The organism is Archangium violaceum Cb vi76, from assembly GCF_000733295.1.
Lineage (GTDB): Bacteria > Myxococcota > Myxococcia > Myxococcales > Myxococcaceae > Archangium > Archangium violaceum.
On the sequence record NZ_JPMI01000027.1, the window covers coordinates 53,833 to 66,724 of the forward strand.

Here is a 12,892-nt window from a genome sequence, read left to right on the forward strand (position 1 = left end):
GCGGGAAGGCCCGCGCTCACTTCACCAGACGCAGGTGACCCCGGCGCGGTCCGGGCGGCGGCTCGTCCCGGGGCCCCTCGGCCTCGATGGGGCTCGGAACCGGGGCCGGGGCCGACACGGGGACCGGAGCCGGCGTGGCCGCCGGAGCCGGAACCGCCGCCACGGGCTCGGGCGACTCGTCCTCGGGCCGCCCCACCTCGCGCAGCACCGCCCGGGGACGCAGCTCCGCCGCCGGGGCCGGCTGCTCCGTCACGCTCTCCGGCACCTTCGTCGTCACCATCGTCTGCTGGAGGAGCTCGGCCGGCATGTCGTCCGGGTACATCCAGAACTCCTTCGTCAGGTGACTGGTGATCGCGAACAGCGCCGACCACGGCACCGCCACCTTGAAGCGGCTCCCCGAGAAGCTCAGCGTGCAGCGCACGCCCCACTCGCCCACCGTCAGGTCCGGTGGATCGAACCGGTAGGACAGGTTGAGGCGCAGGTGGGACTCATTGCGCAGCGATGTAGGCACGAGCACCCCCGGACGGCGCGCGTCCAGGTGGATCATCACCATGCCCTTCTCGAGTGCGGCCAACAGCCGCGCCTTCTTCTCAGGACCTTTCTTGTCCATCGACGTGCGCTAGCGGACGAGGGGGGCGTTTCAGCGACGGCGCATCGCCCGGTCCATCTCCCGCTTGGTCTCCCGTTCCTTGATGTCCTGCCGTCGATCCTCGTGCGTCTTGCCCCGGCACAGCCCCAGCTCCACCTTCGCCCGGCCGTCCTTGAAATACAGCAGGAGCGGGATGATGGAATAGCCTCGCTCCCGCACCTTCGTAATCCACCGGTCGATTTCCTCGCGGTGCATCAACAGCTTGCGGCCGCGAAGGGGCTCGTGGCTGAAAAAACTGGAGGGGTTGTAAACGCCGATGTGAGCGTTGAGCAGGAAGAGCTCGCTGCCCTTGGGCAGGGCGTAGGCGTCCGAGAGGTTGGCCGTCCCCGCCCTCAGCGCCTTCACCTCGCTGCCCGAGAGCGACAGGCCGGCCTCGACCTTCTCGTCCACGGTGTAGGCGGCGCGCGCCTTGCGATTCTCGGCGATGATCCTGATGCCGGACTCGCCCGTCCCGCCCTTGCCCTTAGCCGCCATACGCTCGCGTCCTCTAGCCTCCGATGGGCTGGTTGTCGATCAGCCGTGTGGAACCAACGAAGGCCGCCACCAACAGCCGCGCCGTCTGGCCCGGACTCACGGCCGGCAGCGGGGTCAGCGAGGTAGCGTCCACCAACTCGACATAATCCTCTCGAAGGCCCGCCGCCTCCAATTCGCGACGCACCGCGGCGACCAAGGCCGGGGTGTCGCGCGTCCCGCCCCGGCACAACGCCTGGGCCGCCGCCAGCCCCCGCGACAGGGAGAGCGCCCGCTGACGCTCCTCGGGGGACAGGTAGGCATTGCGGGAGCTCATCGCCAGCCCGTCCGGCTCGCGCACGGTGGGCATGCCGATGATTTCAACTCCAAGGTTCAGGTCGCGCTCGAGGGCGCGGATGACCTGGAGCTGCTGGTAGTCCTTCTCGCCGAAGAGGGCGAGCTGGGGCTTGAAGAGGCACAGCAGCTTCGTCACCACCGTGGCCACGCCCCGGAAGTGACCGGGCCTGCGCGCACCACACAGGCCCTGGCTCACCTGCTCCACATCCACATACGTCTGGTAACCCGGCGGGTACACCTCCGCCGGAACGGGGGCGAAGACGGCCTCCACTCCGGCGCTGGCGCACCTGGCCAGGTCCCCCTCCAGGTCCCGCGGGTAGCGCGACAGGTCTTCCTTGGGACCGAACTGGGTGGGGTTGACGAAGATGGAGGCCGCGACGACGTCGGCGCGCTGGCGTCCCTCGCGCATCAACGAGACGTGCCCCTCATGCAGGAAGCCCATGGTGGGCACCAACGCCAGGCGGCGGCCCGAGCGGCGAAGGGAATCCGCCCACGCGGCGGTCTCGGCAACGGTGCGAAGGACGAGCGGAGCCATGGGCTAGACCGGTGCTCCGTAGACGGGGCCCATCTTCTCCGGCTCGGCGGACGCGTCCGTGGGCTCCGGCGTGGAGGCCACGAGGCGGATGGGCTTGGACTTGAAGGAGTGCTCCTCGTCCGGGAAGGTGCCCGCGCGGACCTCGGAGAAGTACGCGCCCGCGGCCTCCGACATGGAGCCATGCAGGTTGGCGAAGCGCTTCACGAACTTGGGCTTGAAGTCCGGGTTCATCCCCAACAGGTCGTAGCAGACCAGCACCTGGCCGTCGCAGTATTTACCCGCGCCAATGCCGATGGTGGGAATGGAGAGCCGCTGCGTCACCTGACGCGCCAGCTCCAGCGGCACGCCCTCGAGCACCAGCGAGAAGCAGCCCGCGCGCTCCAGCGCGATGGCGTCCTCGAGAATCTTGCGCGCGGCGTCCTCGTCGCGGCCCTGCACCACGTAGCCGCCCATCTTGTGCACCGACTGCGGCGTGAGGCCCAGGTGGCCCATGACGGGGATGCTCGCACGGGTGATGGCGGAGATGACGTCGGCGAACTCGGCACCGCCCTCGAGCTTCACCGCGCCCACCCTGCCCTCCGCCACCATGCGGCCGGCATTGCGCACCGCCTCCTCCACCGACGCCTGATAGCTCATGAAGGGAAGATCGCCCACCACGAGCGCCCGCTTCGTCCCCCGAACGACGGCGGCCGAGTGGTACACCATCTGGTCCATCGTGACGGGGAGCGTGGAGTCGTGGCCCTGCACGACCATGCCCAGGGAATCTCCCACGAGCAGCACGTCCGCTCCGGCTTCATCGAAGACGCGGGCGAAGGTGGCATCGTAGGCCGTGACCATACAGATCTTCTGGCCGCTCTGCTTCTGGCGCTTCAGCGTGTGGATGGTGACCTTGTCCTTCACGGTTCACCTCCTCTTGGGGATAGGGGTTCAACGTCCTGCCGTGCATGCATGGACGCCTCTCACCGTCCCCGAGGGGATCGCCGGAAGCGGCCACCGGTGACACTCTAACGCCCTCGAGAGCGCCGCGGGGGCTTCTCTTGAGGGCGGGCAGGCAGCCGAGCCCCTCTCAGAGGCGCTTGCCGCCGTGGGGGTGGTAGTGGTGGGTACCCTGACGCGCCTGGTCGATGGCGCCCATCAGCCCCTTCAAGTCCTCCTCGTTGTGGACGAAGTCGATGTCCGAGGTGTCCACCACCAGCAGCGGCGTCTCCGTGTAGCGGGAGAAGAAGTCGTTGTAGGCGTGGACCAGCTCCTCCAGGTAGCCGGCGTCGAACTGGCGCTCGAACTCGCGGCCCCGCTTCTTGATGCGGTGGAGCAGCACGTCCAGGCGGGCCTGCAGGAAGATGACCAGGTCCGGCCGCGTCACCCGGGGGGTGAGGGCCTCGAAGACCCGCTCGTAGAGCGACAGCTCGTGCGAGCCCAGCGTCAGGCACGCGAAGATGCGGTCCTTGGCGAACAGGTAGTCGCTCACCGTCACCGAGTTGAACAGGTCCGGCTGGAAGAGCTCCTGCTGCTGCTGGAAGCGCGAGAGCAGGAAGAAGATCTGCGTCTGGAAGGCGTACTTCTGCCGGTCCTCGTAGAAGTGGGCGAGGAAGGGATTCTCCTCGTATTTCTCGAAGACTCGCCGGGCGCCGAAACGCTCGGCGACGAAGTTGGAGAGACTCGTCTTACCGACGCCGATGGGCCCCTCGACCACGATGTAGCGGTTGTCCATCCGCTTCGAGACCTCCGACTGCACGAGACGCGCCCCGGCGTGGGTGATCCGGCCGGAACGGGGCGCGGAATAGAGCACGGGAGTGACGACCGGGCAATGATCGCGCTCCCCACCCCCTCGCCACGCTTGACGGCCCGATGAGCGTCCACTACCAGGGACGCACGCGCGGTGCGGAAAACGCGAACGCGCGGGGACCGAGGGAGATGAATCGACGGCAGCGGGCGAAGACGGTCATCGAGCTGGAGCCACGCCGGGCCACGTCCACCGAGACGTCTCCTCCCCGGGCCGTGGAACCGGATCCACTCTACGGCGTGGCCCTCCTCAAGACGGCCCTGGAGCTCAAGCGCCGGAAGGACGGGACCCCGGAGGAAATCCTCCGCGGCGTGCTGGCCCGCATGCGGCTGTCCGAGGACGAGTTCCGCGCATGGCTGTCGCAACAGGGCGGACTGGCCAGGCTGCTCGGCGGCGGCGGGACCTGAGCCCCTAACGCGAGGCCACCCATCGCTGGAGCGCCGCGTCCACCGCGCTCCCGAGCGACTTGCAGAAGGCGTACTCGGTGCGCAGCCGCTCCACGGGCGTGGCCGCCTCGAAGCGCCGCGTGCCGAAGAAGAGCGCGTACACCACCTTGTCGGCCACCTTCGAGCGGATGCCGAGGAACTCCCCCTGCACGTCCATCTGCGGCAGCAGCATGCGATCCAACGAGCGGTAGACGCGGGCCATGTCCTGCGTCGCCCCCACGAAGGTCTTCTCGTCGAGGAGAGGAATCGAGCTGGGATCGCCCCAACGCAGCAACACCACTCCGTCCGGGCGGGCGAACACCGCGTACACCACGCCGAAGCGGTTGAGCACCGGCTCCAGCTCCTCCATGGGCAGGGGTGTCATCAATCCTCTCCGAGCCGCTCTAGCGTTAACACCAGAGCGGGCCGGACGCCAAATTGCCGCTACCTCGTCACGGGGCCGAGCGCCCGCTCGATGGCGGCGAACTCCTCGGACGAGAGCGTCTCCGCACGACGCGTCGGGTCGATGCCCGCCGTCTCCAGCGCCTGATGGAGCTGCTCGCTCGAGCCCAGCGACTTGTCCGACTTGAGCGAGTTGATGAGCGTCTTGCGGCGCTGGGCGAACCCCGCCTTCACCAGGCGGATGAAACGCGCCCCGTCCACCACCGGCGCCAGCGGCGCGGGACGGCGGATCAGCCGCAGCACCGCCGAGTCCACCTTCGGCGGCGGATGGAAGCGGTGGGCGTCGATGTCGAAGAGGTTCTCCGAGGTGAAGTACAGGCCCAGGATGGCGGTGAGCAGGCCGTAGTCGCGCCCACCCGGCTCCGCCGCGAGCCGGTCCACCACCTCCTTCTGCAGGGTGAAGACGGCGCGCGTCACGTGCTCGCGCTGCTCCAGCACCTGGAAGAGGATGGAGCTCGTCAGGTGGTACGGGAGGTTGCCCGCGACCTTCACCTCGGGCACACCCGCCACCTTGGCGAAGTCCACCGTGGCCGCGTTCCCGTCCACCACGCGCACCCCGGGGATGGCCTCCTTCTCCAGGACGGCGATCATGTCCCGGTCCTTCTCCACCGCGGTGACCCGCGCGCCCGTGGCGGCGAGGAAACGCGTGAGGTGCCCCAGGCCCGGGCCCAGCTCCACCACCGGCTCGCCCTCGCGCAGCTCCAGCGAGTCGGCGATGGCCTCGAGGATGTCCGGGTCCCCCAGGAAGTTCTGCCCCCAGCTGTGCTTGGCCCTCAGGCCGTGGCGCTGGAGGATGTCACGTGGCGTATCCACTCTCGGCTCCCTTCACCTTCACATGCGCCAGGCCGGGTCCGCGGACAGATTGAAGTCCCCGCGAAGTCCCCGGCGCCAGGCCTCGTAACCGGCCACGGCGATCATCGCGCCGTTGTCCGTGCACAGCCGCACCGGCGGCAGGTACAGATTCAAGTGGCGATCCTTCGCGCGCTCCAGGCTCAGCGAGCGCAACCGCGAGTTGGCCGCCACGCCCCCGCACACCACCAGGTTCTTCAGGCCCAGCCGGCGCGCCGCGGCGACGAACTTCTTCGACAGCGCGTCCGCCACGGCCTCCTGGAAGGAGGCGCACAGGTCCGCCAGCGCCTGGCCCTCGGGGACGCCATGCTTGCGCACGTGCTGCGCCACTGACGTCTTCAGGCCCGAGAAGGACCAGTCGAAGTTCTCCGCCCCGGGCAGCGCGCGGGGGAAACGGATGGCCTCCGGGTTCCCCTTCTGCGCGAGCTGATCGATGGGCAGCCCGCCCGGGTACGGCAAGCCGAGGATGCGGGCCGTCTTGTCGTAGGCCTCGCCCGCGGCGTCATCGCGGGTGCTGCCCACCAGCCGGTAGCGGCCGTAGTCCTGCACCTCGTAGAGGCTGGTGTGGCCACCCGAAACGACGAGCCCGAGGAACGGAGGCTCCGGCGCGTCCTCCAGCAGGCGGATGGCGAGCAGATGCCCCTCGAGGTGGTTGGCTCCAACGAAGGGCTTACCGGTGGCGAGGCTCAGCGACTTGGCCACCTGCACGCCCACCAGGAGCGCGCCGATGAGGCCGGGCCCGGAGGTGACGGCGATGAGGTCCACGTCATCGAGCGTCTTGTTGGCGCGGGTGAGGGCCTCGTGCAGCACGGGCATGACCTGCACCACGTGGTTGCGACTGGCCAGCTCCGGCACCACCCCACCCCAGCGCCGGTGGATGTCCACCTGGGTGGAGACGACATCGGAGAGCACGCGCCGGCCGTCCTCCACGAGGGCGGCGGCGGTCTCATCACAGGAGGTTTCGATTCCGAGTACGAGCAAAGGGCGTCCTCTCTACCAGGAGCCCGCCGCCACGCCTACTGTCCGAGCGACTTGAGCGCGGCGCGCACGTCGTTGGCGTATTGGCCGTTGGGCTCCAAGGAGAGATAGCGCTTGTAGGCGTCGATTGCCTTCTTCTCCTGCTGGACCATCTGCCGGCCCATGCCCAGGCACAGCCAGGCGTGGGCATTGTTGGGCTGGTCCTTCAGCGCGTCCTCCAGCAGCTTGACGGCCTCGCGGTAGTTCGAGTCGCTGCGCACCAGGGAGATGCCCAGGCCCGCCTTGGCCTCGGCCGAGTCCGGCTTGAGGTTGAGCGCCTTGCGGTACGAGAAGGCCGCCGTCTTGTAGCGCCCGGTCCCCATGAGCTTCTTCCCCTGGCGCGTCAGGTTGGCGTACTGGGCCTCGGGGCTCAGCTGCTGCGCCGCGGGCTGCTCCGGCTCGTCGTCCTTGCCATCATCCTCGGCGGCCGGAGTGCCGTTCGCCGCCACGGCCGGCGTCCCGGTGGCATTGGGAGGCGTCCCCGCATCGGCCACGGCCATCTGGGCCGCGGTGGCCGGCGTCTCGACGGGCTTCGTCTCGGGCGGCGTCGTCTCCGGCGGCTTCGTCTCCGGAGCCTTCGCCTCGGGGGCCTTGTTCTCGGGCTCCGGCGCCTTCACCTGCTCGGTGGGCGCGGGCTTCGGCGCGGGCGGAGGCGTGGGCTTGTCCGAATCACCCGACTGCGAGAACACCACCACCGCGGCCACCGCGGCGATGGCCACGATGCCTCCGATGATGATGCCCATCCGGTTCGGCTTCGGCGGCTGCTGCTGCTGCGCGTTCTGCACGCCGGCCGAGGGCGTCTTGGAAGGCGGGGTGGGCCGGGGCGACACCGGACGCGGCTTGGGATCATCCGCCACGGGCTTGCTGGCCTGCGGCGCGGGCTTGGGCGTCTCGACGGGCCGAGGCTGCTCCACGGGCTTGGAGACAACGGGCTCGGAGGGCGCGACGGGCGGAGGCGTGGACGCGGGCGCGCCGTGGCCCGGGTACGGAGGCAGCGCGAGCTGCTGGGGCTTCTCGGCCGGAGCCTCCGCGGGCTTCTCGACCGGAGCGGGCGTGGGCGCGGGCGCGGGCGGAACGGGAATGATGGGCTTCGCGGCCGACACCAGCGTCACCTCCTCGGCCGGAGTCGCGGGCTCCGGAGGAGGCACTGGCGGAAAAGGATTGGGGCCCACGGCGGCCCCGCCAAAGATGGGGCCTCGCGAGGACGCCGACGCATCCACCGGGGCCGCCGGGGCGGACGGGGACACGGGGGACTCGGAAGGCGTGGAAGCCGGTGCGCTGGCGGACGTCGAGGCACGAGGCGCCGGAGACCAACCCGGACCCCAGCCTCCCGCCGAGCCGAGGCCATCCACGTCCACCCGGCTCCAGTCGAGCAGCAGGCTGCGCCGCTCCATCTCCTTGGCGCGGTGGGCCGGCGCCGGATCCACGAGGAACGACGAGCCCTCGGCCGAGCGCGGCGGCGCGATGATGTCCGTCTCGGGAACGTTCGACGCGCGCTTCCTGGACTCGAAGACGACGACGTTGGCGAGCTGCCGCGGCCGATCCTCGCCGGGCTCGGACTCGGAAGCGGCCAGCGCGGGAGCCTCCAGCTCCGGCTCGGTCACGGTGTCCACCAGCGGCAGCTCGGGCTCCGCATCCACCGGCTCGGCCGCGGCCACGGCCACGGGCGCGGGCTCCACCACCGGCGCGGGCTCCACCGCGGGGGCCACCGGCTCCGGCGCGGGCTCGGCCGGGGCGCTCGGCGCTGGCGCGTTGTGCAGCCACTCCTCGATGCCGGGCTTGCCACTCTGCACCGGCGCCTGCGAGACGCTGCCCAGCTCGCGGATGAGGCCCTCGAAGTACAGCTTGCTGATGATGCCCAGCGCCGCCAGGTCATCGAAGTCCGAGTCCTCCACCACCCGGCTCAGGCTCCGCTTGCCATCGAAGAGGCGCAGCAGCCCGTTCACCTCGTCCGGAATCTCCGAGAGCCGGTCCGCCAGCTGGTGGTAGTCGATCTCGAACACCGTCTCCAGCGGAGGCAGCTGCTCGAGCATGCGGCCCCACTCGTCCAGGCGGCGCATGCCCTCCATCAGCAGGCCCTGGGTGGAGACCTCGATGCGCTCGGGCCGGTCCAGCGCGGTGAACTGGACCTCGAACTCGCCCTCGGTGGCGTTGAGCAGACGGTAGAAGGCGTTCTCGCCCTTGAGCCGCCCCATCTCCGCGTCGATGACGCGGCCTTCCTTGAAGTAGATGGTGGCGACGCGCTCGCCCTTGATGGAGATGTTGCCCGTCTTGCGGCCGATCTCGAACGTCTGGACCAGGTCCACCACGCCCATGTCGGCCAGGTTGCCCGCGAACCCGCCCTTGGTCGTCTCCCGCCGCTCGATCTTCTCCTTGTCCGCCTTCTGGAGGATCATCGTCACGCGGGTGACGATCTCTTTGATGTAGATGGGCTTGGTCAGGTAGTCGTCGCCCCCGAGCTCCAGGCCCTTCACCTTCGCCTCGACCGCCTTCTGGTTGGTGAGGAAGACGTAGGGGATGTGCTTGAAGCGCTCGTCCGACTTGAGCGTCTTGCACAGCTCGAAGCCGTCCATCTCCGGCATCTTCGTGTCGGCGAGCACGAGGTCCGGCGGGCTGATCTGCACCTTCTCGAGCGCATCCTTGCCGTGGATAGCCGTCGTCACCGAGAAGCCGGCCTTCTTCAGGCTGACCTCCATGACACGGAGACTCTTCGGGTCACCATCGACCAGGAGCAGGTGCTGCTTGGCCACGTTCGAATGCCTTTCGCTGCGCGCGGAGAAGAGTGCGGATGATCATGCCCGCTCTCCAGGCATGTCAATGGCGGAGGGGGCCGGGTTCTCGTCTGGCGCCCGGGGGGACGGGCACCCTCCCCGCCCGCACGGGCCCCTCGCCCGGCACCCGGCCAGGCGGGCGGTATTCCGGGGAAAGCCCGGCTCTACCCCCAGGGAGACCTGGAGGTCCAAGCGAACCGGAGGCGATCAGCCGAAGAGGCCGCCCTTCTTGTTGGAGGGAGGCGGATTCTTCTTGCGCATCTCGATCAGGCGCAGCTCCTGGTTGGCCTCGAGGTGCTTGGGGTTGGCGCGCACCGCCTCGCGGAAGTGGCGCTCGGCGCGGGCGATGTCGCCCTCGACGCGGGAGATGACGCCGAGCTGGTAATGGGCCCGATCACAGTTCGGGTCCAGCTTGAGCGCCTCGGCCATCATCTGCTTCGTCTTGGGGATCTCCGCCTTGCGCTGGGGGTCCATGTAGATGGCCCATGCCCGCGCGGCGAGGTACACCGCCTTGGGCTCGGCGTTGTGGGCACGCTCGAAGTGCTCGGCCGCGGCCACGAAGTCCCGCTTGCGGAAGAAGACCTCGCCCATCTTGAAGAGATCGTTCGGATCCACGCCCGGAGGCCGGGTGCTCGCCGGCGACGCGCTCTGGGTGCGCAACTCCTGGAGGTAGGCCGTGCGCTGAGCGTCGTTGTAGAGGACCTCGTAGGAGTCGCGGATGGCCTCGAAGACGGCGGTCATCTTGGGCGCGAGCGCGGAGAGCGCCGGGGGCAGGCGGTCCGGGTGGAAGCGCTTGGCGAGCCCGAGGAACGCGGCCTTCACCTGATCCTTCTTCACCTCCGGGTCGATGGGGAGACCCAGCGTGGTGAAGTGCTCGCGCTTGGATTGCAGGTCCTCGTAGCGCTTCTCGATTGTCTGCGCGAGCTGGGCCAGTTGCTGCTCCTCGGTGAGGAGCTGAGGAGGTGCGGCGGGAGATGGCGCGGGCGCCGCGGGCGCACCTGGAGGCGGAGCGGGACGAGAGCCGAGCTGCGCGGCCCGCTGGAGCAGGGCCTGGCGACGGGCCTTCGCGGCCTCGTCGGAGGGCTCATCCGCCAGGTCATCCTCGCCGACGTTCAGGTCGTCCCACGCATCGGGAGCGCTGGCGTCGCGGGCCTGGGCCGGGGCGGCCGGTGCCGGAGCTGGCGCGGGAGCCGGAGGCGCGGCCACGGGGGTGGGCGCGATGACGGGTGCGGCCGGCGCGGCAGCGGCCTGGGGTACGTCCGTACGGACGAGGGACTCCAGTTGGACATCGACCTGCTGGAACGCGGCCTCGAAGGAGGCGTTGATGTCGCCAGCGGCCTCGACGGTGGGGGCATTGTCGAAGGCCATGCCCCAGAGGTCGTCGTCCCCCGAGGGACGAGCCGCGTCGGGCCCCAGCTTGAGCGGCTGCATGGGGGCGGGAGCGGTCGTGGCGGCGGGAGCGGCGGGAGGACCGGAGCGGGACGACAGGTTCGGCGGAACGGAAGACGCCGGAGCAGCCGGAGCCGGGGCGCTGGTGACAGGCGCCGGCCCGCGAGCCGCGGGAACCTGCGCGCTGGCCGCGGGCGAACGGAGGCCCGGGGGAACGGGAGCTGGCGCACCGGCCGCGGGCGAACGGAGGCCCGGAGGAACGGCGGCCCGAGGAGGCGCGCCGGGTGGCGGGCGCGCGGCCATGGGAGGCGCCGCGGGCGATGGAGCCACGGGAACGGGCGCGGCGGGAACAGGCGTGGCGGGGGCGGATATGACGGGAGCGGGCGGCTCGGAAGCCACGAGGTCGCCCCAGTCGAGATCGGCGCTCAGCTCATCCACCGCCACCTGGGACGATGGAGCAGCGGGCGCAGTGGCCACGGGCGCGGGAGCTGGAGCGGGCTCCTCGATGAGCCACGGCTCGGGAAGAGGAGCCCCGGCCCGCCGCATCGCCTCCTGCATGTCCTGCATCAACGCGGCATCGGCCTGCTCGCGCGCGAGGCGGAGGCCCTCCGTGTCCTCCTGAACGGGCAGCTCCGCGGTGCTCTCGGCGGGGGGCGCGTCGAACCACACCTCGGAAGCGGGCGCGACCTCGGAGAGAGAGGCCTCGGACCGGGAGTCGGTCCGCATGCCCGCCGCCACCGAGGCAGCGGCGGTTCCCGTGAGATAGCTGACCCCGGACGGATGCGCGGGCACCAGGGGCTCGCTCGGCGCTCCGGTGAAGATCAACTCGCCATCCTGCAACTCGGCCGCCTCGGCGATGAAGGCCACGTCCGAGAGTTGGGAGACCTCGTTGACGCGACGCTGCTCGGCGAAACGCTGCTGCTCGGCGAGGCGCGCGGCCTCGGCGAGGCGAGCCTCTTCGGCCAGCCGCGCCTCCTCCAGGCGACGATGCTCCTCGGCGAGGCGAGCCTCTTCGGCACGCCGGGCTTCTTCTTCCGCCAGAAGCCGCGCCTGCTCGGCGAGGCGGGCCTCTTCGGCGAGGCGGGCTTCCTCGGCGGCACGACGCGCCTCTTCGGCCAGTCGCGCTTCCTCCGCCAACCGGGCCTCTTCGGCCAGTCGCGCTTCCTCCGCGCGGCGTGCCTCTTCCTCCGCGAGCCGACGAGCCTCTTCGGCCAGCCGTGCCTCTTCCGCGAGACGCGCCTCTTCCGCTAGCCGCCGCTCCTCGGCGAGGCGAGCCTCTTCGGCCAGCCGTGCCTCTTCCGCGAGACGCGCCTCTTCCGCTAGCCGCCGCTCCTCGGCCAGCCGTGCCTCTTCGGCCAGCCGTGCCTCTTCCGCGAGACGCGCCTCTTCCTCTGCCCGGCGACGGGCTTCCTCAGCGAGTCTGGCCTCCTCTGCGAGACGAGCCTCCTCCGCGAGGCGAGCCTCTTCGGCCAGTCTGGCCTCTTCAGCAAGCCGCCGCTCCTCGGCCAGCCGTGCCTCTTCCGCGAGGCGAGCCTCCTCTTCCGCGCGGCGCCGGGCTTCTTCGGCGAGTCTGGCCTCTTCGGCCAGCCGTGCCTCTTCCGCGAGGCGAGCCTCCTCGGCGAGTCGCGCCTCTTCCGCGAGCCGTTGCTCCTCCGCGAGGCGAGCCTCTTCGGCCAGCCGTTGCTCCTCCGCGAGGCGAGCCTCTTCCTCTGCCCGGCGACGAGCTTCTTCGGCGAGTCTGGCCTCTTCGGCCAACCGTGCCTCTTCCGCGAGCCGTTGCTCCTCGGCGAGGCGAGCCTCTTCGGCCAGTCGCGCTTCTTCAGCCAGTCGCGCCTCTTCCGCGAGCCGTCGCTCTTCGGCAAGACGCGCCTCTTCTGCCAATCGCGCCTCTTCTTCCGCGCGACGACGGGCCTCTTCAGCGAGTCTGGCCTCTTCGGCCAACCGTGCCTCTTCCGCGAGGCGAGCCTCCTCGGCCAACCGAGCATCTTCTTCCGCGCGGCGGCGGGCTTCCTCGGCGAGACGAGCCTCTTCGGCCAGTCGCGCCTCTTCCGCAAGGCGCGCCTCTTCCGCGAGCCGCTGCTCCTCGGCGAGACGAGCCTCTTCGGCCAGCCGCGCCTCCTCCTCCGCGCGGCGACGGGCTTCTTCGGCCAGTCGCGCCTCTTCCGCGAGCCGTTGCTCCTCCGCGAGGCGAGCCTCTTCGGCAAG

General features: G+C 70.2%; 13 protein-coding genes. 3 read left to right on the forward strand and 10 right to left on the reverse strand.

The features are described from left to right. Positions 1 to 16 precede the first annotated feature (16 nt). From Q664_RS05235 to Q664_RS05255, 5 genes are all read right to left on the reverse strand, one after another. Positions 17 to 610 carry a ClpXP protease specificity-enhancing factor SspB gene (locus Q664_RS05235; protein ID WP_043390471.1) on the reverse strand — a complete coding sequence of 198 codons (594 nt, stop codon included), beginning with the start codon at positions 608 to 610 and terminating at the stop codon, positions 17 to 19. Between the two features lie 30 nt (positions 611 to 640). Next, on the reverse strand, positions 641 to 1,123 hold the full coding sequence (gene smpB / locus Q664_RS05240; RefSeq protein WP_043390473.1) for an SsrA-binding protein SmpB: 483 nt from the start codon (positions 1,121 to 1,123) through the stop codon (positions 641 to 643). Between the two features lie 13 nt (positions 1,124 to 1,136). Then, positions 1,137 to 1,991: a pantoate--beta-alanine ligase gene (panC, locus tag Q664_RS05245; RefSeq protein WP_043390475.1), complete on the reverse strand. Its 855-nt coding sequence runs from the start codon at positions 1,989 to 1,991 to the stop codon at positions 1,137 to 1,139. A 3-nt stretch (positions 1,992 to 1,994) separates the two neighbouring features. Next, on the reverse strand, positions 1,995 to 2,891 hold the full coding sequence (gene panB / locus Q664_RS05250; protein WP_043390477.1) for a 3-methyl-2-oxobutanoate hydroxymethyltransferase: 897 nt from the start codon (positions 2,889 to 2,891) through the stop codon (positions 1,995 to 1,997). A gap of 166 nt (positions 2,892 to 3,057) precedes the next feature. Next, positions 3,058 to 3,702: a deoxynucleoside kinase gene (locus Q664_RS05255; protein WP_043390518.1), complete on the reverse strand. Its 645-nt coding sequence runs from the start codon at positions 3,700 to 3,702 to the stop codon at positions 3,058 to 3,060. 203 nt (positions 3,703 to 3,905) lie between these two features. On the opposite strand from Q664_RS05255, the gene Q664_RS05260 reads away from it, so the two are divergent. Beyond that, entirely contained in the window at positions 3,906 to 4,181 is a 276-nt protein-coding gene (locus Q664_RS05260) for a hypothetical protein (protein WP_043390479.1), read from the forward strand. A gap of 4 nt (positions 4,182 to 4,185) precedes the next feature. On the opposite strand, the gene Q664_RS05265 is transcribed toward Q664_RS05260, so the two are convergent. The 5 genes from Q664_RS05265 to Q664_RS60585 all read right to left on the reverse strand — a co-directional run bounded on the left by Q664_RS05265 (position 4,186) and on the right by Q664_RS60585 (position 11,554). Then, positions 4,186 to 4,584: a hypothetical protein gene (locus Q664_RS05265; RefSeq protein ID WP_043390480.1), complete on the reverse strand. Its 399-nt coding sequence runs from the start codon at positions 4,582 to 4,584 to the stop codon at positions 4,186 to 4,188. A gap of 59 nt (positions 4,585 to 4,643) precedes the next feature. Further along, positions 4,644 to 5,474: a 16S rRNA (adenine(1518)-N(6)/adenine(1519)-N(6))-dimethyltransferase RsmA gene (rsmA, locus tag Q664_RS05270; protein WP_043390482.1), complete on the reverse strand. Its 831-nt coding sequence runs from the start codon at positions 5,472 to 5,474 to the stop codon at positions 4,644 to 4,646. An 18-nt stretch (positions 5,475 to 5,492) separates the two neighbouring features. Continuing rightward, positions 5,493 to 6,491, reverse strand: coding sequence for a tRNA (adenosine(37)-N6)-threonylcarbamoyltransferase complex transferase subunit TsaD (tsaD, locus tag Q664_RS05275; RefSeq protein WP_043390485.1), 999 nt, complete (start codon positions 6,489 to 6,491; stop codon positions 5,493 to 5,495). A gap of 35 nt (positions 6,492 to 6,526) precedes the next feature. Then, positions 6,527 to 9,277, reverse strand: coding sequence for a response regulator (locus tag Q664_RS05280; protein WP_043390487.1), 2,751 nt, complete (start codon positions 9,275 to 9,277; stop codon positions 6,527 to 6,529). 228 nt (positions 9,278 to 9,505) lie between these two features. Beyond that, positions 9,506 to 11,554 carry a J domain-containing protein gene (locus Q664_RS60585; RefSeq protein WP_052517690.1) on the reverse strand — a complete coding sequence of 683 codons (2,049 nt, stop codon included), beginning with the start codon at positions 11,552 to 11,554 and terminating at the stop codon, positions 9,506 to 9,508. Between the two features lie 9 nt (positions 11,555 to 11,563). On the opposite strand from Q664_RS60585, the gene Q664_RS59925 reads away from it, so the two are divergent. Together Q664_RS59925 and Q664_RS58855 are read left to right on the forward strand one after the other, a co-directional pair. Beyond that, positions 11,564 to 11,938, forward strand: coding sequence for a hypothetical protein (locus Q664_RS59925; RefSeq protein ID WP_052517691.1), 375 nt, complete (start codon positions 11,564 to 11,566; stop codon positions 11,936 to 11,938). 393 nt (positions 11,939 to 12,331) lie between these two features. Next, on the forward strand, positions 12,332 to 12,892 hold a 561-nt coding region (locus Q664_RS58855; RefSeq protein WP_200883660.1), incomplete at its 3' end, for a hypothetical protein.